The organism is Clostridium rectalis (assembly GCF_900626095.1).
Classification (GTDB): Bacteria; Bacillota; Clostridia; order Clostridiales; family Clostridiaceae; genus Clostridium_AS; species Clostridium_AS rectalis.
Window position 1 is genome coordinate 1 of the sequence record NZ_UYZZ01000009.1, and the last position, 22,541, is coordinate 22,541.

At 25.0% G+C, this 22,541-nt stretch carries 33 protein-coding genes; all 33 read left to right on the forward strand.

What is annotated here, in order from left to right; all coding sequences use genetic code 11:
* The first annotated feature begins 391 nt into the window (after positions 1-391).
* The 33 genes from EJL03_RS12880 to EJL03_RS13020 all read left to right on the forward strand — a co-directional run bounded on the left by EJL03_RS12880 (position 392) and on the right by EJL03_RS13020 (position 22,431).
* Positions 392-634 carry a hypothetical protein gene (locus tag EJL03_RS12880; RefSeq protein ID WP_125154381.1) on the forward strand — a complete coding sequence of 81 codons (243 nt, stop codon included), beginning with the start codon at positions 392-394 and terminating at the stop codon, positions 632-634.
* Complete coding sequence (locus EJL03_RS16130; protein ID WP_164509080.1) at positions 627-776, forward strand: hypothetical protein; 150 nt, start codon at positions 627-629, stop codon at positions 774-776. Before EJL03_RS12880 ends, EJL03_RS16130 begins: the two co-directional genes overlap by 8 nt.
* Before the next feature lie 28 nt (positions 777-804).
* Positions 805-999 (forward strand): hypothetical protein, encoded by a 195-nt coding sequence (locus EJL03_RS12885; protein ID WP_125154382.1) that lies wholly within the window; start codon positions 805-807, stop codon positions 997-999.
* Positions 1,000-1,080: 81 nt separating this feature from the next.
* Positions 1,081-1,320 carry a hypothetical protein gene (locus EJL03_RS12890; protein WP_164509081.1) on the forward strand — a complete coding sequence of 80 codons (240 nt, stop codon included), beginning with the start codon at positions 1,081-1,083 and terminating at the stop codon, positions 1,318-1,320.
* A 210-nt stretch (positions 1,321-1,530) separates the two neighbouring features.
* Positions 1,531-1,737: a hypothetical protein gene (locus tag EJL03_RS12895; protein WP_125154384.1), complete on the forward strand. Its 207-nt coding sequence runs from the start codon at positions 1,531-1,533 to the stop codon at positions 1,735-1,737.
* A gap of 3 nt (positions 1,738-1,740) precedes the next feature.
* On the forward strand, positions 1,741-1,920 hold the full coding sequence (locus EJL03_RS12900; RefSeq protein ID WP_125154385.1) for a hypothetical protein: 180 nt from the start codon (positions 1,741-1,743) through the stop codon (positions 1,918-1,920).
* Positions 1,913-2,170 carry a hypothetical protein gene (locus EJL03_RS12905; protein WP_125154386.1) on the forward strand — a complete coding sequence of 86 codons (258 nt, stop codon included), beginning with the start codon at positions 1,913-1,915 and terminating at the stop codon, positions 2,168-2,170. Before EJL03_RS12900 ends, EJL03_RS12905 begins: the two co-directional genes overlap by 8 nt.
* A gap of 149 nt (positions 2,171-2,319) precedes the next feature.
* The gene (locus EJL03_RS12910) at positions 2,320-2,847 is read left to right on the forward strand and encodes a hypothetical protein (protein ID WP_125154387.1); all 528 of its coding nucleotides are present in this window, start codon (positions 2,320-2,322) and stop codon (positions 2,845-2,847) included.
* Between the two features lie 33 nt (positions 2,848-2,880).
* Entirely contained in the window at positions 2,881-3,375 is a 495-nt protein-coding gene (locus EJL03_RS12915; RefSeq protein ID WP_125154388.1) for a hypothetical protein, read from the forward strand.
* 38 nt (positions 3,376-3,413) lie between these two features.
* Positions 3,414-4,697 (forward strand): ATP-dependent DNA ligase, encoded by a 1,284-nt coding sequence (locus EJL03_RS12920; RefSeq protein ID WP_125154389.1) that lies wholly within the window; start codon positions 3,414-3,416, stop codon positions 4,695-4,697.
* A gap of 69 nt (positions 4,698-4,766) precedes the next feature.
* On the forward strand, positions 4,767-5,621 hold the full coding sequence (locus tag EJL03_RS12925; protein WP_125154390.1) for a hypothetical protein: 855 nt from the start codon (positions 4,767-4,769) through the stop codon (positions 5,619-5,621).
* A gap of 83 nt (positions 5,622-5,704) precedes the next feature.
* A complete protein-coding gene (locus EJL03_RS12930; RefSeq protein ID WP_125154391.1) occupies positions 5,705-6,067 on the forward strand; it encodes a hypothetical protein in 363 nt (120 codons plus the stop codon).
* An 82-nt stretch (positions 6,068-6,149) separates the two neighbouring features.
* A complete protein-coding gene (locus EJL03_RS16135; RefSeq protein ID WP_164509082.1) occupies positions 6,150-6,311 on the forward strand; it encodes a hypothetical protein in 162 nt (53 codons plus the stop codon).
* A gap of 13 nt (positions 6,312-6,324) precedes the next feature.
* Positions 6,325-6,669 (forward strand): hypothetical protein, encoded by a 345-nt coding sequence (locus EJL03_RS12935; protein WP_125154392.1) that lies wholly within the window; start codon positions 6,325-6,327, stop codon positions 6,667-6,669.
* A gap of 36 nt (positions 6,670-6,705) precedes the next feature.
* The gene (locus EJL03_RS12940; RefSeq protein WP_125154393.1) at positions 6,706-6,894 is read left to right on the forward strand and encodes a hypothetical protein; all 189 of its coding nucleotides are present in this window, start codon (positions 6,706-6,708) and stop codon (positions 6,892-6,894) included.
* Between the two features lie 13 nt (positions 6,895-6,907).
* Positions 6,908-7,087: a hypothetical protein gene (locus EJL03_RS12945; RefSeq protein WP_125154394.1), complete on the forward strand. Its 180-nt coding sequence runs from the start codon at positions 6,908-6,910 to the stop codon at positions 7,085-7,087.
* Between the two features lie 45 nt (positions 7,088-7,132).
* On the forward strand, positions 7,133-7,678 hold the full coding sequence (locus tag EJL03_RS12950) for a hypothetical protein (protein WP_125154395.1): 546 nt from the start codon (positions 7,133-7,135) through the stop codon (positions 7,676-7,678).
* Complete coding sequence (locus EJL03_RS12955) at positions 7,662-7,880, forward strand: hypothetical protein (RefSeq protein WP_125154396.1); 219 nt, start codon at positions 7,662-7,664, stop codon at positions 7,878-7,880. The genes EJL03_RS12950 and EJL03_RS12955 overlap by 17 nt, the downstream gene beginning before the upstream one ends.
* A gap of 28 nt (positions 7,881-7,908) precedes the next feature.
* A complete protein-coding gene (locus EJL03_RS16140; protein ID WP_164509083.1) occupies positions 7,909-8,052 on the forward strand; it encodes a hypothetical protein in 144 nt (47 codons plus the stop codon).
* Between the two features lie 45 nt (positions 8,053-8,097).
* Complete coding sequence (locus EJL03_RS12960; RefSeq protein ID WP_125154397.1) at positions 8,098-8,574, forward strand: hypothetical protein; 477 nt, start codon at positions 8,098-8,100, stop codon at positions 8,572-8,574.
* A 588-nt stretch (positions 8,575-9,162) separates the two neighbouring features.
* On the forward strand, positions 9,163-10,263 hold the full coding sequence (locus tag EJL03_RS12965) for a radical SAM family protein (protein WP_125154398.1): 1,101 nt from the start codon (positions 9,163-9,165) through the stop codon (positions 10,261-10,263).
* A gap of 42 nt (positions 10,264-10,305) precedes the next feature.
* Positions 10,306-10,572, forward strand: a complete 267-nt coding sequence (locus EJL03_RS12970; RefSeq protein WP_125154399.1) for a hypothetical protein — start codon at positions 10,306-10,308, stop codon at positions 10,570-10,572.
* A 141-nt stretch (positions 10,573-10,713) separates the two neighbouring features.
* Positions 10,714-11,556 (forward strand): Dam family site-specific DNA-(adenine-N6)-methyltransferase, encoded by an 843-nt coding sequence (locus EJL03_RS12975; RefSeq protein ID WP_125154400.1) that lies wholly within the window; start codon positions 10,714-10,716, stop codon positions 11,554-11,556.
* 121 nt (positions 11,557-11,677) lie between these two features.
* Positions 11,678-13,684 carry a toprim domain-containing protein gene (locus EJL03_RS12980; protein ID WP_125154401.1) on the forward strand — a complete coding sequence of 669 codons (2,007 nt, stop codon included), beginning with the start codon at positions 11,678-11,680 and terminating at the stop codon, positions 13,682-13,684.
* Between the two features lie 12 nt (positions 13,685-13,696).
* Positions 13,697-15,964, forward strand: coding sequence for a DNA gyrase/topoisomerase IV subunit A (locus EJL03_RS12985; protein WP_125154402.1), 2,268 nt, complete (start codon positions 13,697-13,699; stop codon positions 15,962-15,964).
* 63 nt (positions 15,965-16,027) lie between these two features.
* Positions 16,028-16,222 (forward strand): hypothetical protein, encoded by a 195-nt coding sequence (locus EJL03_RS12990; protein ID WP_125154403.1) that lies wholly within the window; start codon positions 16,028-16,030, stop codon positions 16,220-16,222.
* 79 nt (positions 16,223-16,301) lie between these two features.
* A complete protein-coding gene (locus EJL03_RS12995) occupies positions 16,302-17,063 on the forward strand; it encodes a tetrahydrofolate dehydrogenase/cyclohydrolase catalytic domain-containing protein (protein ID WP_125154404.1) in 762 nt (253 codons plus the stop codon).
* Positions 17,064-17,120: 57 nt separating this feature from the next.
* Positions 17,121-17,459 carry a helix-turn-helix domain-containing protein gene (locus EJL03_RS13000; RefSeq protein ID WP_125154405.1) on the forward strand — a complete coding sequence of 113 codons (339 nt, stop codon included), beginning with the start codon at positions 17,121-17,123 and terminating at the stop codon, positions 17,457-17,459.
* Between the two features lie 53 nt (positions 17,460-17,512).
* Positions 17,513-17,863, forward strand: coding sequence for a hypothetical protein (locus EJL03_RS13005; protein WP_125154406.1), 351 nt, complete (start codon positions 17,513-17,515; stop codon positions 17,861-17,863).
* Positions 17,864-17,899: 36 nt separating this feature from the next.
* On the forward strand, positions 17,900-21,199 hold the full coding sequence (locus EJL03_RS13010) for an N-6 DNA methylase family protein (protein ID WP_125154407.1): 3,300 nt from the start codon (positions 17,900-17,902) through the stop codon (positions 21,197-21,199).
* Positions 21,200-21,353: 154 nt separating this feature from the next.
* A complete protein-coding gene (locus tag EJL03_RS13015; RefSeq protein ID WP_125154408.1) occupies positions 21,354-21,635 on the forward strand; it encodes a hypothetical protein in 282 nt (93 codons plus the stop codon).
* Between the two features lie 54 nt (positions 21,636-21,689).
* Positions 21,690-21,857 (forward strand): hypothetical protein, encoded by a 168-nt coding sequence (locus EJL03_RS16145; RefSeq protein WP_164509084.1) that lies wholly within the window; start codon positions 21,690-21,692, stop codon positions 21,855-21,857.
* A gap of 4 nt (positions 21,858-21,861) precedes the next feature.
* Positions 21,862-22,431, forward strand: coding sequence for a deoxynucleotide monophosphate kinase family protein (locus EJL03_RS13020; RefSeq protein ID WP_125154409.1), 570 nt, complete (start codon positions 21,862-21,864; stop codon positions 22,429-22,431).
* The last annotated feature ends 110 nt before the right edge of the window (positions 22,432-22,541 follow it).

A 22,541-nucleotide genomic window follows, 5' to 3' on the forward strand; every position in this document is an offset into this window, starting at 1 on the left:
ACTGTAAAAGAAAGGTATACAGCATGTGTATCTGATACTAATAGATATAACATGTTGGGTGATGGTTGGACAATTAATGTGATAGCGCACATTTTAAAAGGATTATGTTAGTGTTACAATTCAAAAAAAGTCTACATTTAAGAAAGAGGGTAATAGATTGGATAAAGAAGTAGAATATGATTTAAATATGTATAGGAAATGGAAGAATAACGTTGAGTATGCTTGTAAAGAAGCGAATATAACATTTGAACAAGCAGTAAAATTTATGGATGCACTGAGAGTAAACGAAATTAACGATAAGTCATAATCACAAATATATTAATATAAAAGTTCAATTTTATAACATAAAACAATTTAAAGAGATAGTTTTAAAAAGGAAGGCGTTGAAATAATGAAAAACAAAATTTTTTCAGATGCATTGTTAGAAGTTGAAAAACAAGGTTTTAAAATTATAAAACAACCTAATGGAGAATATCATTGTATTTCACGTTGTAATTGTTGTCAGCAACTATTTCTATATGAAGTAGACATTAAAGAAACTTGTGGGGAAGTAGAAATTGATAGGCTTCATTGGTACTGCGATGCTTGCGTAAATGAAACAATTCAAAGTTATGAAGGTGATTTAAATGTGTAAACATGAAAACAGAAAACCAATTATTGAATATAATAAAAAAGGCGACAAAGTTGTATATTCAACAGTTTGTCAGGATTGTTTTCAAGAATTTGTTATAAGTCCAATGTTATATAGTGAATACATAAGAATAATAAGGAGATAAAGATTTTCTAAAACAATTACAACATGAAATGTTAACTCAAGATACTGTTGGTCAAGCTAATCCTAGATTTTGGGTTATTAAGCAAGATGTAAAAATATATGGAATTGAAGATAGTTTCGATATTACAGGGCAAACAATTATTTATGATAATGAAGAAATAGGAGACTCTTTAGTAGAAGTTTATGATTTTTTGATAGATTGTATTTATGATAACTGTTTATAATATACAATTAAATTTTTAAATGGATCAATATTCATTGATGGATTTAAACCAATGAATACAATAGGAGATGTTTTTCATTTTATGAATGATGAATTGCATTTAGAAAATATAAGTTTAGTTAATTATAGAATTGAGAGACAAGTTGCTTCAGATACAATGTTTTTAACTTTAAGAGAATGCAAAGAACATATTAAGTCAAATAATTATCATTATAAAAACCCTCGTCCATATGCTATGACTGCATGGAGAAGCCCACAGGTAGCAAGACTTTATGAAATACTTATGTATACAGATTGGGAAAAATGTTTAATTACAATATAAACAGAAGGGGGAAATAATATGTAAGTTAAATATGAAGCTACAATTAAACTTACTGCAATAGGTGAAATTTATAGTAGAGATAATCTAATAGATAATCCTAAAGAAAAATTTGATAAAAATATTAAACAAGTTTTAGAAGATGAAATTGGTGGAAAGGTAGATGTTAATATAGATTCAACATTTAATATAGAAGAATAGAGAGGGAGAGATATGAAAACAAAGATAGGATGTTTAATATTTATGATTGTATTAATTATAAATATTACTATAGGAGCATGGTCAATAATCGAAATATTATCTTGGTTTGGAAAATCAATTCCTTTATGGAGTAGTATTTTATTAGGTTTGTTTACAGGAGAATTTTTGATCCCTATAGCTATAATAGGGAAAATATTAAGAATATGTGGGGTATTTTAATAAATGAACATTAACGACAAAGAAGAATTGCAAAAGTTATTGAATTTTACTTTTTATATAAGTGGAGAATGTCCTAATGAAATTCTAGGTTGCGATATAAGTTGTAAAACGATAGAAAATTGTGTGATGTGCTGGAGAAAAGCATTAAGTGAAAGAATTAATGTATTAAAAGAAGGTGAATAATATAGAAAATATTAAAACAATATGTACAAACTGTAATAAAAAAGCAGACATTATATCTTGTAGAAGAATTGAAAAAAATGAAGTTTTAATTACCTATATTTGTCCATATTGCGGTAATGGAGATGAAGGAATCCATTATTTATATGAAAATTTATTAAATGAAAGAGAAAAACAACTTTTGCACGAAGGAATTGCTTTACTAATAGAAGAGATAGAATTAGAGTTTGTCATGCTATCTGCCAAGCTTTAGCTTGTGATGAGGTTCAGTATCAAGTTGATAAAGGGACAGAAAGTTTGAAAGAATGTAGAGGAGATAAGCTTAAAGAAATTATTCAATTAAGGAACAAAATATTATAAAATTTTAGTTTTAATAAAATTTAATTTTGGAGGGATTTATTAATGAAAAATCAATTACAAGAAGTTAAGAATCATTTTGCAAAGGAATTATTTGAAATGATGAAAATTGAAGCAAAGTGCAATAATAATATTTTATTTGATTATTATAATCTAATTATAGCAAATATAGACAAGCATAATAATATGTTTAAAAATATATTAGAAAGTGGATTTGAGAAATTGGATTATAATATAGATAGTTGGGGCTATGATGATGGAGAAATTAGTATTTATTTAAATAACAATACATACTTTAATATAAAATTAATAAGTGAATATGACAATGTTTTTGATATTTATAGAAAAAGCTATAGTATTACAAAAACATCTAATATTATAGAAATTTCAGAAGAAGATACCAATGCAAATATATTACATCAAATTAAAATAGAAACAGAAAATAAACTACAACAATTCAGATTACAACAAAAACAAGATAAGCTAAATAAGCTAAACCAAATGTTAGAAGATAGAAAACAATTAAATTTAGATATAGAAGAATTACAGAAAGAATTAGCATTTGTATCTTAATTATAAACAATTCAATAAACAAAGGAGAAAAATATGTTAGAATTACTATTGCTATTTATTTTAAAGATACTAGATAGTGGTATTTCAGTTGCGAAAACATTATTATTAATAAGAAATAAAGACTTTGCCTCAAGTATGTGTATGGCAATATCTCAGTTTCTATATTTGACTATACTTGTTAAAATAGCTAAAAATGATACAACATTAGGAATATTAGTGGTCTGTCTGGGAGCTTTTGTTGGTTCATATATACCCAAATTTATTATAAGAAAAACAGATAAAGATAAAACATGGGTTTATGAAATATTACCTCAATCAACTCAACAAAGCCAAGAAATAGCAGATATACTAAGAAATAATGAATTAGAAGTTTTTACAATAAAAGGATATAATTTTGATATGGACAAGATATTGACTATCAAAGCATTTTCAAATAATAAAGAAGAAAGCAATTTAATAGAAAATCTAATACCAAGAGGCGTATCTTTTCATGTAATAGAAATTAAAAAACAATTAAACTTATATTAATATAAAACAATTTAAAAAATATTAAAGGGGGCGATTAGATGATTGATGTTTTAAAAATATTCAATGAAATTAAATCTATATCAAGTAGAGGTATAAAAGAAGAAATCTTGAAAAAAAATAAAAATAATCAATTATTAGAAAATGTATTAAAATTTGTTTTTAACCCATATATAGTTACAGGGGTTAGCAAGAAGAAAATTAATAAAAAAGTCAACAATACATCAAACCTATCTATTCCTATAATAAGCAATATCGTAAAAATGATGGATTATTTAAAAGAAAACAATACAGGAAAATATTTAGATATATTGGCAATTCAAAACTTTATTAAATTAGCTCCAAAAGAATTACAAGAATTATACACTCAAATAGCAACTAAATCCTTAAAAATAGGAATTACTGCAAAGACATTAAATAAAATATATGGAAAAGGATTTATACCTGAATTTAATGTAATGTTGGCAAATAAATATTTTGACAGAATAGAAAAAGTAAAAGGAGAATTTATAATTACTACAAAATTAGATGGAGGAAGAAGTGTAATTATAAAAGATAATGGCAAAATTAAAATATTCACTAGACAAGGACAATCTATTGAGGACTTAGTTGAAATTGAAGAAGAAGCAAAGTTATTGCCTGACAATATGGTATATGATGGCGAACTATTACTAAGAAATGATAAAGGATTAAAAAGTAAAGACTTATATAGGGCAACAATGAAAGAAACTAGAAAAGACGGAATAAAGAAAAATTTAATATTCAATTGTTTTGATATACTGCCATTGGAGGATTTTAAAAATGGAATATGTAAAAAACCTTGTAAAGATAGAAAATCTGAATTGCATGAAATAATGAAAAATCTAAAACTAAAACATATTATAGAAGTTCCTATATTATACATAGGCAAAGATCAAAATACAGTTTCAGAATTATTAGAGAAAGCAAGAAATAATGATGAAGAAGGCGTAATGGTCAATATATCAAATGCACCGTATGAATGTAAAAGAAGTAATAATTTGTTAAAAGTTAAAGTAATGCAAAGTGCAGATTTAAAAATAATAGGATTTGAAAAAGGAGATGGTAAATTTTCTAATACATTAGGTAAAATTATAGTGAATTATAAAGGATATAAAGTAGGTTGTGGAAGTGGTTTTACTGATGAAGATAGAGAATATATATGGAATAATCAAGATAAGTTATTAGGCAGAATAGCAGAAATACAATATTTTGAAGAAACTAAAAATCAAAATGGTGGAATATCAATAAGATTCCCTGTTTTTAAATCTATAAGAGAAGAAGGAAAAGAAGTTAGTTATAAATAATTAAATATTTAAAGATAATATAGTAACAGCTCTATTGATGTTATAAATTTATAGAAAGGATTGTTTTAAATGAGTCTTAATAAAGTAGCTAAGGAAATGACTAGAGAAGAATTTTTAAATAGCAAATATGTCAAAGAAGTAGATGAAGAAGGTGATATAACGTATAAATGCATTGAAGATTATATTTTCTCTATAGATGATTGTTGTTCTAACTGTAATGGTTGTTGGGAAAATGCTATTAAAGATATTAAATTTAAAGGGGAAGATAATATGAAATTTGATTGGGAAGGATTTAAAAATAATGATTTTGTGGTATTATGCGATACAGAAGAAAAAGCAAAGGATTTTTTAAAACAATGCGATAAAAGAGCATTAAGTTGGTGTGGTGGTGAATCAGCAGAAAATTATATATACTATAAAGGTTGCGATACTTGTTATAGTTATAATTTTAATAATCATGAACATCTTCAATATAGCAGCAAGAGTTTTTATTTAGATAACGGATGTAAGGTCGTAGAATGGGGAACAGAAAATAAAATAGATTATGATAGAGAATATAATATTATGGAGATTATGGAGTTCCCCGAAGAAACAATATTTAATACTGAAGGTTATGATTTTAAAGTTACAAATGGTGAGTTGAGATTAAAAGATAACACAGGTGTTTGGATACTGGAACATCTAAGAAAAGGAATAATAACTTCTAAGTTTAAATTAGCTAAGAAAGATAAAAAAGTAAGTTTTAAAGAAGCTATACAATCTTATGGAAATCATATTTACTGTATTTGGGAAGATTGCAACGGACTAAAAAAGAGAACTTATTATTTTATAAAAAATAAATATGTTCAAATAGAAGGTGATTTTATACACTCCATGTGTCCTGAACAAATACTAAATGGTGAATGGTATATAAAACAGAATTAATTACATAAATAAGGTGATAAAACCATTCTTTTATAAATAAAATAATTTAATAAAGACAACAGAAAAATATTGGAGGTAATAAAATGAAATGTAGTTTATGCAATGAAGAGATACAGAACTCAAAAATAATTTGTGACAAATGTGGTGAAGAACAGAGAATTATGAACAATGATTTAGTTGATTATTTAATAGAAAAATATAAAGAATACAATAATAGAATTATTCAATATAGCAAAGATGAATACTATGATACTTATGAAACTAGAGCAGCAAAGCAAACTCAAATTAAAATTTATAAAGAGATTGTTACAATATTAAAGATGGCATTAAAAGGTTATACGAATATTGATATAGAAAACGTAGAAATTGAAGAATATCCTATTTCAAAACCTAGAATGTGCGATATGTATAAAGGTAAGATATGTGATGGGTGTGGAGACTGTTAAAGAATATAATAAATTAATCAATATTAATAAAATAAATGATTTATTATAATCTGAAATCATTGTGAAAAAAGGGGAAAATTAAATGATAATAGTAAATGGAAAGCTTTTAGAAGCAGATGAACCAAGATTTTATTTAGATGATGATAATATATGTTATGGCTGTCAATATTATGGCGAAAATGGTTGTGAAACTAAAGATATTTGTATAGAAGGACAATTAAATGATTATAGACTAGATGGCTAGTATAGGAGGAAATATGAGCATAAAAAATAAATTAAAAGAAAGACTTTTAGAAATTCCAATAAATCATAGTGCATTTAGAGAAAAACATAGATTAGTAAATGATTTAGAAATTGACTTCAAAAAAGTTGAATTTTATCTAACTGAATTAGTTGAATTAGGTATTTTAATAAAGAAAACTCAATATATATGTCCTAATTGTGGTGATACAACGACTATGGATAATAAATTGTTAAATGAAGTAGTTGAAGATGGGTATTTTGAGTGTGATAACTGCATGGATTTTATAAACCCTAATAAAAATATTACAGGATATGTTTATTATGATATAAAAGACAAAGCATTATTAGAAACTTGGTAATTCGCAATTCAAATATATTATAAAGGAGTAATAACTATGAAAGTAACAAAAGTATATGAAGTTGGAGATGTTTTCGATAATTTCGGAGACAAAGAAATTTTAGTATGGATAGAAGATGATAAATATACTATTAGAATATGTTATCCAGACGGAATAGAGCATTATACTGTTAATAAAAAATATCTTGATAAATTAAAATACGTTGAAACTATTGAATTAAAATAAGGAAGTGGTTATTATGAAAGAAAATAGAATTTATTTAGATGGTAGATTAATTAATATTTGTTATAACGAATTTGCTTTAATGAATAACTTTACTAGCTATGTCAACAAATATGGAAAAGATAGAATTACATTAAAAAGATTAGATGAAACTGTAATGGATAAAGAAAAGAAAGAATGGTTAGATAGTTTATAAAATTTAGATTTTAACTTAAAATAATTTATTAAATGGAGGGACTATATGAAATATATAAGTGTAGAAAAATTTTTAAAACAATCCAAAGAAATCCAAAAGGCATTTATAGATTGGTGGCAACCTGAATTTGGAGATTTGTTTTTAGAAAATTATTTTGATATGGATAGTATCATAAATGTAGTAGGTTGTGTACCTATTAATAAAAAACATTTTGAAGATTATGATGGAAATATACATTATAAAACAGATTTAGTAATATCACTATTAACAGAAGGACAATTAAGACAATTTATAGAAGACAAAACAAAATGTAAAATAGAGTTAGATATTAGTAGTGATATAGGCTATAAGGGGTATAATTTATACTTACGAAAGAATTGGGGAAACGACGATTATGAATATCCTTACAAACCATTTGAAAATCTTAGTAACAATTTACTTGAAGCATATTGGCAAGTAGCTTGTCAAATAGCAGAAAAAGAAACTAATAATCAAAAACAAAGTATAATATCAACAAATAAACAAGGTTTACCTATTATTAAAGGTGGAGGTAAGACTATGAGGGAGATGTATAATGAAGGATACAAATAATAATTTAAAAGATAAGGTTAAAATGGATTTAACAAATTTCTTAGCTTTTATAGGTATTTTTAGTTTAATAGAAATTATAGCAGTATTATCAGAGTTATTTATACATAAAAATATTCAATTTAATCCTATAAACAATGTTTTAATTTCTTTTTTATCAATATCTTTATATTACAATTATAAAAATTGGATTAAAGAAAGGTAGTGATTTTATGGTTGATAAGAGGTTAAATATGGATCTACTAGACGAATTTGATGTAAGTATAGACAGAATCGTCACTTTATTAAATGGTCTTAAGGATAACAAACTATTAAATGAATTAGAGAAATTATCTAAAGAATTATCTAAAAACAGTTCGTGGAAGAAAATATCATAAAAAGTTAATTTTATATACAATAATTTGCTAAAGGAGAAAATAAAAATGAATATCATATTTAGCTTAATGTTACTGTTACTGGGATGCTTCTTGTTAATAATAATCATGGGTATAACCGCACTTGTAGAAGGGTTTAAAGATAGAAGTATATTCTCTATCTCAATTGGATTAATAGCTATATTAATAGGAATTGGGCTACCTTTAGGTAAGTTTTATGACTATAATCAAGATTCAAAAGCAACAAAAGATACAATACCAGTTGCTTTAAAAATTGAAAATAAAGAGCATAAAAATGCATATACTCAAGTTATTTCTAATGGTAAAACTACTTCTTGTATATATCATGCTGAACAAAACAATATAATCGTAACAGATGGAGAAAATGAAGAAACCATAGATAATATAACATTATATAATGCACTTAATAAAGGTGATAAAGTAAAGGGTTATAAAATTTTATATAAGAAAAAGAATGGCGAAATATATAAGATTAAATTAAAAGTTAAAGAAGATAATAAGTAATAATTTAATAAAGGAGATTGATATAGTGGGAGAAGATATATTCTTAGATAACTGGACGGTATATATTGATGGACAACCTTTTAATGCGACAATAACAGAAATAGATTATAAAAAAAATATCAGAAAGTCAACCAAATAACATTCAATCAATCAAGCTATTTAATACTTCTATACCTATAAAGCTAACAGATAGTAATATTAAAAAATTAATAAATATCTATAGTAAGACTAAAAAGTTTAGAATTAAAAAGAAATTAACAAAAAGAATAAATGATTTTATTAGCTAAACTTTAAGAAAAAAGAGAAAAACTAAGGAGGTTTTAAAAATGAATAAATATCAAAAACAATTAAGCAAAAGAATAAAACGATGCTCTCGGATACTAAAAGAGGATTATAAAACAGTGAGAAATTACTACATAAAAGGAAAAAGTAAAAGACTGGTATTAATATAAATAATAATGATAATACATATAAGCCTTTAAAAGAAATTTTAGAAGAAATATCTGATAAGTGGAATGAATTAATAAATTAGCTAATAAAATATTGCTTTTATATTAATGTAAAATAATTTGATAAATTATAAAGGAGATGGTTAATATAGAATTTAAAAAATTCAACCCCTTAAATGTAAGTAGTAAATTTGCAATTTGTGGTCTTCCACTAAGAGTAGACACATATAAAACTTGTTCTTTTAATTGTAAATATTGTTTTTCAAATTATAGAGAAATAATGAAATTTAAAAAAGAATTACAAATAGCAAATTTATTTATGTTAGAAAGAAAATTAAAAAAAATAAAGGAAGAGCATCAAATTAAAGAAAATAATTTTTTAGATACTTTGATATCACAAGATATTACATGGCATTGTGGAGGCATGTCAGATCCTTTTCAGCCAATTGAAGAAGAATTACATATTACAAAACAAATGATAGATATAACAAATAAATATAATATACATATTTTATTCTCAACAAAAACAGATAATCTGTATAAATGTAATGTAATGCAGAATTTACATACTTTTCAATTTAGTGTTACTAATTTAGAAAATAAAAAAGATATTGAACCTAACGTACCAGATATAAATAAAAGAATAAAGCTATATAAAGACTTGAAAAAAGATGGATTTAAAGTTGGAATTAGAGTACAACCGTTTATTCCTAATATAACAAAAGATAATATTGTTGATGAATTTAGAGATGCGGATTATTTCACTATAGAAGGATTGAAATTAGTTCCACAAAACAAAGAACAAAAAGAATATTTGTTAAAGTTATTAAATTTGAACAAAGAAGATTTTACTCAAATGGGACTACTAAATCTAAAGCCAGAAATCAGATTGCAAATGTATAAAAATTTTATAAATAAATTAAAGTCTTATAATATACCATTTAGTATTGCTGACAATGATATGCATTACATATCTTCAGGGAATTGTTGTTGTGGAGACCCCTTAATACATAAATCTACGTCATTTAATAATACTTCTTTAATACAAAAATATGGAACGAATTATTCATTGGAAAATGTTTTAAAAGAAGTAGATGCTTGTGGGGGCTGTAAAGCAAATCAATTGTTTACATCAAATAGACAAGAAGGATGTGTAAGTGTAAACGACTTTTTTATAAAAAGATTTGACAGAAAAACGTCTCCTTTTTCTCCTAAGTTTTTATATTGCAACAAAAGCTAATATCAATTAGAAACAATTTAATAATAGAAAGGAATAAAGACAATGACCGATGAAGAAACAATAATATTTTGTGCATATATGTTTTTATCTGCACCTTTTACGGTAAGTTTAATGATACATACATTTTTCAACTTAATGTTTAGATGGATTAATGATAGAAATACTATATTAGAAGATACGAAAGAATTTTATTCAAATAAAAAACATTTAGTAATGGCAATTATATTTTTCCCAACAACATTAGGAGTGTACTTTATAATGAGTGTCTTTTATATATTTGGTAAATCATTTGATTTTTTAGAAAAATAATAAAAATAAAACGTTGAAATATCAAGATTTTCAATGCCTAAAATTACTATAAAAGACTTGTTTTAAACTAATTACAAAGGCGAGTAAATAATATCAATTCATATAATTTAGATGATTATTATATAAAAAGGAGATAAACATATGAAGTTTCAACCAGTAATTAAATGGAGTGGTAGTAAAAGAAGTCAATCAGAAGAAATCATAAAGAGAATACCTAAACAAGAGTATAATACATATCATGAAAAATTTTGTGGAGGATGTTCTATTTTGTATCAACTATTACATAGTAATATTAAATTTAAACAATACATATGTAGTGATATTAATAGAGGTTTAATTGATTTATGGAATGAAATTAAACAGAATCCTAACACCGTTTATGAAGAATATAAAAAAAAATGGGAGGAGCTAAATATAGATGATGATAAGGAACGTAAAAAACAATATTTTTACACAGTCAGAGAAAGATATAATAAGGAACATAACCCATATGATTTTATGTTTATTATGCGTACTACTACTAATGGTATGCCTAGATACAATAATAAAGGTAATTTTAATAACTCTTTTCATGTAACAAGAAATGGAATTAAACCTAAAACTTTAGAAAAAATTATATTAAAGTGGTCGAACTTATTAAATAAATATGATGTGAAATTTATACATAGTGATTATTGCAATATAAAACCTGATAAAAATGATTTATTATATCTTGATCCACCATACTCAGGAACTAAAGGAATGTATTATGGAACAATAGATTATAATAATCTATGGGATTATCTTAAAGATTGTAAATGTGATTATTTATTAAGTTTTGATGGTAAAATTACATCAGAAGATAAAACATATGAAGTGCCTAAAGAAATATATGATAAACATGAATATATATATAGTGGTAATAGTAGTTTTAGAAGAGTTATAGGGAAGTCAAATAAAGAATATGTTGAAGAAAGTTTATATATAAAAAGTAATATAAAATAATTTAATAATAACTTGACAAAATATAGGAAGGAGGATATAATTAGAGTTGTAATTTGTTCTTATTCCTATATTTTATAATTTAAAACAATTTAATGATAAAAATATTAAAGGAGGCAACTTGATGTCAAAACGAATTAACTTTTTTGATGATAGAAGTAAAGCAAGGAATAAAATTGGTGTTTGGTTGGGTTCAAATACACATCAAGCAGTAATACATACTATAAAAGAATTAACTTCTAATTCTGGAGATATACTTATGGAAGGGTTTGGAGATAAAATCATATGGACTATCTATGATAACAAAACAGTAGAAATATATGACAATGCTATAGGATTGCCTATAGAGGGGAAAACAACAATAGAAAAAAAAGATGCAAGGGGGAATGAAGTAACTGAAGAAAAATCCAACTATGAATTGTTATTATTAACACTTTTTGCAGGGACAAAACATAACGGATTAGAAACAGGTGAGGCTAATACTGGAACTAACGGTTTGTTTAATACGGTTTTAACCTATACATCTGCGTATATTGAATATGAAATAGGTAGACCTGATGGCAATATATATTTCTGCTCTTTTAAAGAAGGATTTATTGACAAAGAGTTACAGGTGATAGGAAAAACAAATAAGACATTTACTAGAATAAAATATACGTTATCTGACCAAGTATATACCGATAACTATTTTACATTTGAAGAAATATGTGATATTTGTCAGAAACAATCTGCGTTAATACAAAAACCTATTCAAATAATTGATAAAGTAAATAATCAAGAAAAAACTTATTGTCTCTCAAATGGTTTACAAGAATTATTTAATGTTTTTGTAAACAAAGAAGAAAATACTTGTAAAGACATAATAATAAAAGACAGTTTTAGTAAGAATGTAAAATTCGATAATAAAAATTATATTGATAATATGGAGTACAATCTTATATTAAATTATAGTAAAAATGAAAACACTATGAATATGGATTTTTTAAATAGGAGTGAATTAATACATCATGGAACAATCTATGAAGGGCTAGTAGATGGTTTAAGAAAAAGCATTCATAATTTTATATATAAAGAAGGAATGTACAATAAAAAAGAATCTAACATAAACAAAGATGATATATTATGTGGATTAAATTTTATAATTGATTTTAAATCATTGCATCCAAATATGTATAGCAATCAAACAAAATTTGAAACACAAATTAAATATTTTAAACCACTTGTTACTCAATCTATCATTGATTTTTTTGAAGTATACTCAATTGAAAATAAAAATGAAATGATGAAAATAGCCGATAAATTATTAATTAATAAAAGAAGTCGTGAAAAAGCTGAAACAAATAGAAAAGAAGCAAAGAAAAAACTAGAACAAGATGTAAATAAATCTACAAGTAGACCTAATAAGTTTGTACCTTGTACATCTAAAAACAAGAATGAGAAAGAATTGATATTAATAGAAGGGGATTCAAGCTTAAATTCAGTTAAACTATCACGTGACAAGTACATCCACTCTATATATCCATTGAAAGGAAAACCTTTAAACGCTTTAAAGAAATCATTAGATGAAATATTGAAAAATGAAGAAATTATGGATATATTTCAAATTCTACAATGTGGTATGCAATATAAGGGGAAGCCAATTAAAGGAATTAAACAATTCAATATAGGTGATTTAGGTGTATCTAAAATAATTGCATTTTGTGATGAAGATGAAGATGGCTTACATATTCGTTCATTATTGATATGTATTTTTTATGTGTTAGCACCTGAAATAATAGAAAAGGGATATTTTTATGTTTTAGATTCTCCTTTATATAAAATAGATACAAAAAATAAAACATATTTAGCTTATAGTGAAAAAGAAAAAAATGATATAATTAAAAATTTAAATACAGACAACATAAAATTCACAGAATCAAGATTTAAAGGTTTAGGAGGTTTGTCTGTAGATTTATTATCAGAAACAGCTATGAATATAGAAAATAGAAAATTGACACAAATAACTATAAATGACGTTGAAAAAGCAAAAAATACATTAGAAATGTTTATGGATGATGATTCTACAGATAGAAAGAAATATATAGAAGAGTTTGGTGAAAATTATTTCGATTATTCAATATATGAAGATTAAGGAGAGATATGAATGATAGTACAATCAGATTTAGACAAAGCGTTAACGGAATACTATATGCCTTATGCAATGAAAGTAATAACAGATAGGGCATTACCCGATGTAAAAGACGGGTTAAAACCTATAGCAAGACGTATTTTATGGACACTATGGAAAAATGGTTCAAAATATAATACACCCAAGGACAAATGCGGAAAGATAGTTGGTGATGTGCTTAAAATACATAATCATGGAGATATTAGTGCATACTTAGCTTTAGCACTTCTAACAGAACAAAATGAAAGTTTGATTTGTCCTTTTATAGATGGAGGAGGGGCTTTTGGAAAGATATACTCTAAAGACAAACCTTCTGCTATGAGATATACATCAGCTAGATTAAATGAATTTTCAGAAGAAATGTTTAAAGATATAAACAAAAATATAGTTAAATTTATAGGTGAAGATAAGGATCATATGCAACCTTTATTTTTAAGTAATACATTCCCTAATATCTTAATTAAACCTAATAGTGGTGTTGCGGTAGGAGAAGCTTGTAATTGGTGTAGTTTTAATCTAATAGAAGTATGTAATTTAACTCAAGCATATATAAAAAATAAGGATATTAAAGTTATAGATTATTTACCCTCACCTGATTTTACTACAGGTAGTTACATAATAACTAATTCTAATAATTTAGAAAAAATATATTCTACAGGAAAAGGGAGCTTTAAACTCCAAGCGAAATATGAATATAATAAAAAAGATAATACAATAGAAGTTTATGAAGTACCTTATAACTCCACTGTTGAGGATATTATTAAAGATGTAAATGGATTGATTTCTTCTGGTAAAATGAAAGACGTAAGCGATATTAAAGACACTACAGGATATGATAAAAAAAATAAAAAAGAAGTAGTAGGTATAACAATAGAATTAAAAAGAAATGCTAATCCTGATAAAGTAATGAAAATTTTATATAAAAAAACAAGACTTATGACTTCTTTTAACTGTAATTTTAATTGTTTGGTTGACTATAAACCAAAAGTGTTGGGAGTTAAGGAAGTTTTAGATGAATGGTTAAAATTTAGGGTTGATTGCATTGAAAAGTCATTACAATATGATATATCTGAAAAAGAAAAAAATCTTCATTTTTTAAAAGGATTAGAAAGAGTATTGTTAAACATAGACAAAGCTATTGGAATAATAAGACATTCCGAAAGTGATGAATTGATTATTGATAATCTTATTACGGAATTTAACATTGATGGGAAACAAGCTAATGATATATCTAATATGAAACTAAGAAATATAAATCAACAATATATAATAAAAAGAACAAAAGCAATAAATAAAATAGAGCAGGAAATAATTAAGTTAAAAAATACACTAGATTCTAAAAAAGCTGTTAACAATATAATAATTCAAGACTTAGAAAAAGTTAAAATAAAATATGGGAAACCACGTAAAACAGAAATATTGGATACTTCTGATTTTCAAGATATAACCACTGAAGATTTAATAGAAGACAATACTGTGACATTAGTATTGACCAAAGAGGGTTATTTAAAAAAGAATCTTAAATATTCAGAATCACAAAAACTAAAAGAACAAGATGAAATTATACAAATGTTCCAAACTACAAATAAAACAGATATTCTTTTATTCACTGATAAGGGGAATGTATTATTACGTAAAACTTATGAATTAGATGAATGTTTACCATCATCATATGGTATATTTATATCTAATTGGTTAGGTGAATATTTACAAGAAGGTGAAAAAATTATCTATATGGCAACTACAAAAGACTACAAAGGGCAAGTTCTTACTGTATTTGAGAATGGAAATGTTGCTTGTACAGACTTAAAAAAATATAAAACAAAAACTAATAGACAAGTACCTATGGATGCTTATAATACAGCAAGTAAGCTAATAGATATTAAAGTAACTACAAATGATGTTGATATATTTTTATTAACTGATGAAGGCAAAGCATTAATAGTTAATACTAAAAAGTCTGAAATAAGACCAACTAAATCAAGGGATACAAAAGGTGTAGTAGGTATCAGATTAAAAGGAGATAATAAGGTCATAGGTGCTATTATTGATTGTAAAGAAGATAATTTCACTATATATACTAAGAAAGGCAAGAAAATTGATTATATGCTTGACGACGTAGCCAATAACATAGAAAAATCATGGAAAGATTATTTAACTATGAAAAGAGGAAATCAAGGGAACTTCATGTACAATACCAGGCAGAAAAAAGATAAAATAATTAAAATGGAATTAAGAGAATAGTTGTTTATTTCATTAATGTAAAATAATTTCATTTTAATTTATAAAAACAAAGGAGATGTTGGCTTGATTAATAAAAAACATAAGAAGTGTGTGTTATGTGATGGAGATGCTGTAATGAAGTGTAGTAAGTGTAATAAGGACATTTGTTTAAAACATGGCTATTGCTATATTGACGAGTCCAATATAGCAATAACTCAAAACGCACCTATGTTATGTGGACAGTGTTATATTAAAACTTATAGAATAAAGAAGTTTTGAGTTTGTTGAAAAACATGTTCAAAGTGATATAAAAATTAGAGTGTTTAACCATAAAACAAAGCAAGGAAAGGTGATTTGAATGGCAATACTACAATGTAATCCTATAGCAAATAAAATTACATTAGAATTACAAGAATATATAAAAAATAACAGAGTTATTAAAAGGTTAGCTATAATTTATGAGGGTAAGGAAAATGGACAACAATCGTACATAAAAAATATTATACGATATTGCAATATCTATAATATTAAATATGATTTGTGGAACGTCAAAGAAAGTAATTTAAATAAAGATGATATTTTTGCAATAAATCAATTATATGATTCTATAATGTGTGTAAAACCATTTAATAAAGTAACCGCAAAATTATTAAAGGATAGTATATCAATAAAGAAAGATATAGATGATTTTACAGATCAATCAGATTTTATGTCTTGTACAGCAGAAGGAGTGCTAAGTATATTAAAACATTATAATATCTCTACCGTACAAAATCATATTGTAATTATAGGAAGAGGGGAGGGTGATAAGGTATGTAATTTATTATCAAATAAAATACATAATGCAACAGTAAGTAAAATACACTCAAAAACATCTAAAACAATGGTAAGTAAATTATTAAGTATTGCAGATGTAATTATATCAGCAACTGGATGTAAAGACACACTGAATATTAACAATATACCTTCCAATAGTAAAAAAATAATTATTGATATAGGTAGAGGTGATGTTGGGAATAAATTATATAACTATGATAATTTAAAGATAACTCCTAAAATAAATGGAACAGGATTAATTACTACACAAATATTAATGAAGCATATAATCAAAGGGCAATAATATTTGCACAAAACATCAAAATATTTATAATAAAACATAGTTGAGAGGGGTATATTTATGAACTCAATTTTAGGAGCAAGAATTAGAGCTTTAAGAGAAGCTAAAGGTTTGACACAGGAGCAAGTTGCAGAAAAAATGAATTGTACTATACAAAAATATGTTAGAATTGAGAAAGGTTTAGTGGATATCTCATATGCAAGTATTACAACTATTGCTACAATTTTAGGAATAAAGACCAAACAAATAACTTCTGCTGTAAATGAAACTATATTTGTAAAAAATAACAATACTGCTTGTCAGGATAAATTTGAGTATATAATTGAAATGATTAATACTTTTTATGCTCATAGAAACCTATATCAAAGTGTAAGGCGTGGGAAATTTAAACCATATTAATGATTTTAAAAAAGAATTGAAAATACATAAAATATTTAATGGAGGTGTTCATTATGAGTGAAATAAATCACCTATTTACAAATGAGATTGTGTGTCCATTTTGTGGGTACGAATTTGTGGATAGTTGGGAATATGGCGATAATTATGAAGATGAATTGGGATTAATAGAGTGTAATGAATGTGGGAAACAGTTTTATACTAACAAGGATGTTTCAATAACTTATTGTACATATAAGGCTGATTATGGGACTTGTAAACACTGCAAAAAAGATAATGTAGTTATTCAAGATTATCATTCAACAATAGGTAGATATGATAGTTTATGCATTAAATGTGGTAATTTAGAAAAGCAACGATTGCAGAAGAACTATATTAATTGTATCTGTAACAAGAAAGATTACTAAATATAATTCAAAACAATATATAAAGGAGTATAAATAATGGATATTGAGAATACGGTTGATAAAGTACAATTAATCTCAGAATTAAAAAATATTCATAGTGAATTATTTAAAGTATATAGAAAACTATTTGATTTTAAATATAAGTATGATGAGAATTTTAAATTATTTATAGAGAAGGAATATAAAGAAAAGGGTATAACAAGCAAAGGAAAGAAAGCATGGAATGATAACTTCTGCCATAGAGCCTCGTATACTTTATTAAATAAAATATTATTTGTAAGAATATGTAAAGATAAAGGTTTTATACAATGTACAAGTGACTATATATGCAATTTAGTTAGCAATTATACATTAGGTGAACTAATTAAATTTGCTTTTGATGATATGAAAAAATCTTATAAAAACATAAATCTATATAAGAAAGATGATTATGAAATACTTAATTTTAAAGATGAAGTATTTAATTTAATGTATATAGAGGGAGATAAGGGTACTAAAGAATTAGTTTTAGAATTTGAAAAGTTATTAAATAGTATTATAGAAAAACTAGATACCAATAAATTTAATTTTAAGTATACAGATGGAAATATTTTAGGGGATGTTTATGAAAAGTTCATGGATAAAGAGACACGAAAAGCAATAGGTCAATTTTATACTCCAGAATTTGTAATAAAATACATACTAAAAAATACAGTAGAAGAAGCAGATGTTGTAGAAAAGCCTTTTGTAACTGTTGCAGATATATCTTGTGGTTCTGGACATTTTTTAATAATGGCTTATGATATTTTAAGAGAAAAATTCTTAGGAAATCTTGATGTATTAAAAGAAAAATATGCAGATGAAATTTATACAATAAAAAAAGACGGAAAAGAAATAGAATTAACAGGAAAAGAATATTGGGTAAAAGAATATATTCATTACCATATATTAAAACACTGTATCTATGGTGCGGATATAGATAGTTTTGCTGTGCAATTAACTACTATAAATCTACTTCTTAAGGATTTGGACAATTTTACTGATGAACTAAACATTATTGAATGTGATAGTTTGATAAAATGGGAAGAAGATTATGATTGGAAAGATTTAAAGAAGCAGTTAAAAGATAAATATGTAACTAAGACTTGTGTAAGTGAAGATTTCTTTGGTAATAAAGAAGAATTTTTAAGAACAGAAGAAAATCAGGAAAATTTTAATTTAAAGTATAAAGATATATCAGGAGTACAAAAAGAAAAAGGAATTAATAGGGAAGAAGCAAAAGAAATATTGCAACTATGTAAGTTTTGGAGTAATAGATTTGATTATATAGTTGGGAATCCTCCGTATATAGGATTTGGCAATAAGATAGATAAAAAATATATCGAGAATAAATATGAATGTTTTATGGGAAAATCAGATATTTTTATTGCGTTTATTGAGTTGGCTTACAATAAATTGAAATTAAAAGGAGATTGTGGATTAATATTTCCAGTTACTTTTTTAAACCATCCAAATAATGAAAATATACGCAAAAAGATAATAGAAGATACTAAGATTAAGAATATAGTAAATTTAGGTGAAAAAGTATTTGAAGATGTAAGAAAAAATACAATGTTACTTATATTTAAAAAGGAAAGAATAGATGAAAATTATTTATGTACAACACAAGACATTTCAAAAATAAAGAGAATAAATGATAAAGAAAGTGATTTATTCAGTAATAATGGATGTAAGAAAGTGCAACAATCTATATTTAAACAAATGCCTCTAATGATTTTAGATACTTTTTTAGAAGAATCATTAATTATACTATTTTTAGATATTTACAAAAATAATAGTAAGATAGTTGATATTGGAAAGGCTTTAGATGCAGGAATTGATTATAATAAGAAATCAGTTTCAGAAAAGGTATTTTATAAAGGTGAAAAAAGTAATATTAATGATCATGAAATTTTAAGTGGAAAGAATATAAACAAATTTGTAACTTACAGTGCTGATAAGTATTTATTAGAAAATTATAAGGAAGAAATTCAAAAGGGTGAATATATAAAAGTTAACGAAGATGTTTATGAATTAGAGTCTAAAATTATATATAGACAAACAGCAGATAGAATTATAGCAACAATTGATGATGGTAGAAGATATTTTGACAAAAGTGTTCATGCAATTAGAATTAATGATATAACACTTAATAATAAGTATATAGCATGTTTATTAAATAGTTCTTTGTTCAAGTTTTTTTATGATATTTTTGCCGGTGGGGAAATTAGGTGTCATTCTGATTTCCCACAAGTTAAAACTATATTTGTTGATAATTTGCCAATTAAACTAAATATATCTAAAAAAACAGTTAAGTTAATTGATCAATTAATTAACAAAATTTTTGAGGAACAAAATAATTTAATAAACTTGAAACTACAGGACTTTTATATAAGTAATTATATAGAATTTGAAGAAAATAAACTGGATATTGAATTAAATATATTATATTTGACCATTATCTCAGATTTAATTGTATATGATATATATGAAGTAGATTGTTCGGTAAGATTAAAAATATTAAAAAGCATAGATAAAGAAGAAAGCACGAAAATGGTAGAAGATATAATTAAAAGAAAAAGTATAAAAATTAATTATGATAACTATTTTGAAAGTTTAAAGGAATCTGTGGATTATCAAATAAAAGAAAGCATAGATGAGGTTATGGAAATAATTACACCTGAAAAACTAATTTATGAACATATCCAAAACAGAAAAGATATTGACAAAATTTCTCAAGAGTATGGAATTAATTCAACTATATTGAAATTAGTAAGAAAGAAATACTCTCAAGAGCAGTTTTCTAATTATCCTTTGAAGTTTTATAGTTTAAAAGAATTCTGTAATGTGATTAATAATTATTTAAGAAAAATTATAATTATAGAATTAAAAAAGAAAAAAAGTGTTAATGATCTAGATGATATAAAGAATTTTCTTGAGAATAATAATGAAACATTCACTCTATTAGTGGATGTTTATAGACAATACAAAGAAACGATAAAGACGAAAGATATAGTAAAAGAAGCACTAAACCCAGATGCTTATACTTGGAATGCTTATAGAAAAGATAAGGCTAAAGATAAAGTAAGTAAAACTTTTGTAAAATACTATGATAGCAAATATTATGGATTGTCAGAATGGTCAGATGAAATTCATAAGCAATACTTTTTGGATGCTATAGATGAATACACAGTAAATAGTCCTAATGAAAAGAAGGCAAAGGATATATTAAAGCTGTTTAAAGATTTAGATATAGAAGATAAGGAAGACTATATAGATGTTATTGAAGACAAGATAATATCTACCCAAAATCACTAAATTATATAATTTTGAAACCTCTGCAAATGGCTTAAATTAAGTAATATGATTGTCAATAATGGAGGAAAATACTTTAAAAATTAAAAAGAAGTTGCAAATTTATCTAAACAACAATAAATAAAATGATAATATTATAAGAAAGTGAGGAATATATATGGAGTGTTTGTATTGTAATGCTGAATTAGAATGGCAAGATAGTTATGGGAATTATGATTATATATGTCATGGAGATATAAATGGAAAAGCAGGAGATATTTATAGATGTCCTAATTGTGAAGGATTCGACGATAAAGAAACGGCTATTCAATATGCAAAAGACAATGACATAGGGTATCAAGATTGGGAAGAAATTTGTTGTGATAGTAACTATCATAGTGTATGTGGTGGTTTTTATACTGATAAACAAGAAAATCTATATGAAGGCTATCTATGTTAAAATGTTAGATAATAAAAAATAATCTAATAGTAAAATATAAGGAGTGACTATATTATGAATATAAATAAATACATAAAGATTATAAAAAAACATATACCAAAAATAAGTGATGTACAAGCTATGGAACTTATAGAAAAAACTAATTACAAATATGATATAGATAAAGAAATTATAGAACAATTAAAACATAATATAAAACAATTTAAGAAAGGTGGTAAATAATTAAATGAAAAAAATATTTATTATAAGTGGCAAAGCAAGAAATGGAAAAGATTCTACGTATGAAATCATGAAAAAACACTTAGAGTATTACAATGAAAAATGTTTAAGAGTGGCTTATGGAGATTGTGTAAAATTCATAGCAAAACAATATTTTGGATGGGGTGGTACGAAAAATGAAAAGGGAAGACAGCTTTTACAATATATTGGGACTGACTTAGTTAGACAAAAACTAAATAAACCTAACTATTGGGTAGATAGAGTTATAGATACTATAAGAATAGTAGGGGATGAATATAATTATATATTTATTACAGATGCCAGATTCCCTAATGAAATAGAATTAGTCAAACAAGCATTCCCTACCATGGTAGAAACAATAAGAGTAAGTAGAAAAAACTTCATTAGTCCTTTAACTAAAAAACAGCAAATGCATATATCTGAAATTGCTTTGGATGATTATACGTTCGACCATTACATAGAATCTGAAAATGGATTAAATAATTTAGAAACCAAAATATTAGATACTTTTAAATTTATTAAACCTATGAAAAACTATGAAATAGGGGATTTATAAAATAAAACAAATTAATGATCCTAAGAAGGCTAACCACTTAATAGAGTGCATAGGGCAAACAACTGAAATAAGAAAAAAGGTAATAGCTGATTTACCAGAATTAGAAAAAT

What these genes read in the sequence shown, in the direction of transcription:
- EJL03_RS12890 (WP_164509081.1), top strand. Translation starts at nt 1,081, where the DNA reads ATGAATGATGAATTGCATTTAGAAAATATAAGTTTAGTTAATTATAGA.
- EJL03_RS16130 (WP_164509080.1), top strand. Translation starts at nt 627, where the DNA reads ATGTGTAAACATGAAAACAGAAAACCAATTATTGAATATAATAAAAAA.
- EJL03_RS13010 (WP_125154407.1), top strand. Translation starts at nt 17,900, where the DNA reads ATGGATATTGAGAATACGGTTGATAAAGTACAATTAATCTCAGAATTA.
- EJL03_RS12935 (WP_125154392.1), top strand. Translation starts at nt 6,325, where the DNA reads ATGAGCATAAAAAATAAATTAAAAGAAAGACTTTTAGAAATTCCAATA.
- EJL03_RS12945 (WP_125154394.1), top strand. Translation starts at nt 6,908, where the DNA reads ATGAAAGAAAATAGAATTTATTTAGATGGTAGATTAATTAATATTTGT.
- EJL03_RS12970 (WP_125154399.1), top strand. Translation starts at nt 10,306, where the DNA reads ATGACCGATGAAGAAACAATAATATTTTGTGCATATATGTTTTTATCT.
- EJL03_RS12920 (WP_125154389.1), top strand. Translation starts at nt 3,414, where the DNA reads ATGATTGATGTTTTAAAAATATTCAATGAAATTAAATCTATATCAAGT.
- EJL03_RS16145 (WP_164509084.1), top strand. Translation starts at nt 21,690, where the DNA reads ATGAATATAAATAAATACATAAAGATTATAAAAAAACATATACCAAAA.
- EJL03_RS12995 (WP_125154404.1), top strand. Translation starts at nt 16,302, where the DNA reads ATGGCAATACTACAATGTAATCCTATAGCAAATAAAATTACATTAGAA.
- EJL03_RS13005 (WP_125154406.1), top strand. Translation starts at nt 17,513, where the DNA reads ATGAGTGAAATAAATCACCTATTTACAAATGAGATTGTGTGTCCATTT.
- EJL03_RS12965 (WP_125154398.1), top strand. Translation starts at nt 9,163, where the DNA reads ATGGTTAATATAGAATTTAAAAAATTCAACCCCTTAAATGTAAGTAGT.
- EJL03_RS13020 (WP_125154409.1), top strand. Translation starts at nt 21,862, where the DNA reads ATGAAAAAAATATTTATTATAAGTGGCAAAGCAAGAAATGGAAAAGAT.
- EJL03_RS12925 (WP_125154390.1), top strand. Translation starts at nt 4,767, where the DNA reads ATGAGTCTTAATAAAGTAGCTAAGGAAATGACTAGAGAAGAATTTTTA.
- EJL03_RS12930 (WP_125154391.1), top strand. Translation starts at nt 5,705, where the DNA reads ATGAAATGTAGTTTATGCAATGAAGAGATACAGAACTCAAAAATAATT.
- EJL03_RS12980 (WP_125154401.1), top strand. Translation starts at nt 11,678, where the DNA reads ATGTCAAAACGAATTAACTTTTTTGATGATAGAAGTAAAGCAAGGAAT.
- EJL03_RS12910 (WP_125154387.1), top strand. Translation starts at nt 2,320, where the DNA reads ATGAAAAATCAATTACAAGAAGTTAAGAATCATTTTGCAAAGGAATTA.
- EJL03_RS16140 (WP_164509083.1), top strand. Translation starts at nt 7,909, where the DNA reads ATGGATCTACTAGACGAATTTGATGTAAGTATAGACAGAATCGTCACT.
- EJL03_RS12955 (WP_125154396.1), top strand. Translation starts at nt 7,662, where the DNA reads ATGAAGGATACAAATAATAATTTAAAAGATAAGGTTAAAATGGATTTA.
- EJL03_RS12975 (WP_125154400.1), top strand. Translation starts at nt 10,714, where the DNA reads ATGAAGTTTCAACCAGTAATTAAATGGAGTGGTAGTAAAAGAAGTCAA.
- EJL03_RS12940 (WP_125154393.1), top strand. Translation starts at nt 6,706, where the DNA reads ATGAAAGTAACAAAAGTATATGAAGTTGGAGATGTTTTCGATAATTTC.
- EJL03_RS12960 (WP_125154397.1), top strand. Translation starts at nt 8,098, where the DNA reads ATGAATATCATATTTAGCTTAATGTTACTGTTACTGGGATGCTTCTTG.
- EJL03_RS12985 (WP_125154402.1), top strand. Translation starts at nt 13,697, where the DNA reads ATGATAGTACAATCAGATTTAGACAAAGCGTTAACGGAATACTATATG.
- EJL03_RS16135 (WP_164509082.1), top strand. Translation starts at nt 6,150, where the DNA reads ATGATAATAGTAAATGGAAAGCTTTTAGAAGCAGATGAACCAAGATTT.
- EJL03_RS12885 (WP_125154382.1), top strand. Translation starts at nt 805, where the DNA reads ATGTTAACTCAAGATACTGTTGGTCAAGCTAATCCTAGATTTTGGGTT.
- EJL03_RS12900 (WP_125154385.1), top strand. Translation starts at nt 1,741, where the DNA reads ATGAACATTAACGACAAAGAAGAATTGCAAAAGTTATTGAATTTTACT.
- EJL03_RS12880 (WP_125154381.1), top strand. Translation starts at nt 392, where the DNA reads ATGAAAAACAAAATTTTTTCAGATGCATTGTTAGAAGTTGAAAAACAA.
- EJL03_RS12895 (WP_125154384.1), top strand. Translation starts at nt 1,531, where the DNA reads ATGAAAACAAAGATAGGATGTTTAATATTTATGATTGTATTAATTATA.
- EJL03_RS13000 (WP_125154405.1), top strand. Translation starts at nt 17,121, where the DNA reads ATGAACTCAATTTTAGGAGCAAGAATTAGAGCTTTAAGAGAAGCTAAA.
- EJL03_RS13015 (WP_125154408.1), top strand. Translation starts at nt 21,354, where the DNA reads ATGGAGTGTTTGTATTGTAATGCTGAATTAGAATGGCAAGATAGTTAT.
- EJL03_RS12915 (WP_125154388.1), top strand. Translation starts at nt 2,881, where the DNA reads ATGTTAGAATTACTATTGCTATTTATTTTAAAGATACTAGATAGTGGT.
- EJL03_RS12950 (WP_125154395.1), top strand. Translation starts at nt 7,133, where the DNA reads ATGAAATATATAAGTGTAGAAAAATTTTTAAAACAATCCAAAGAAATC.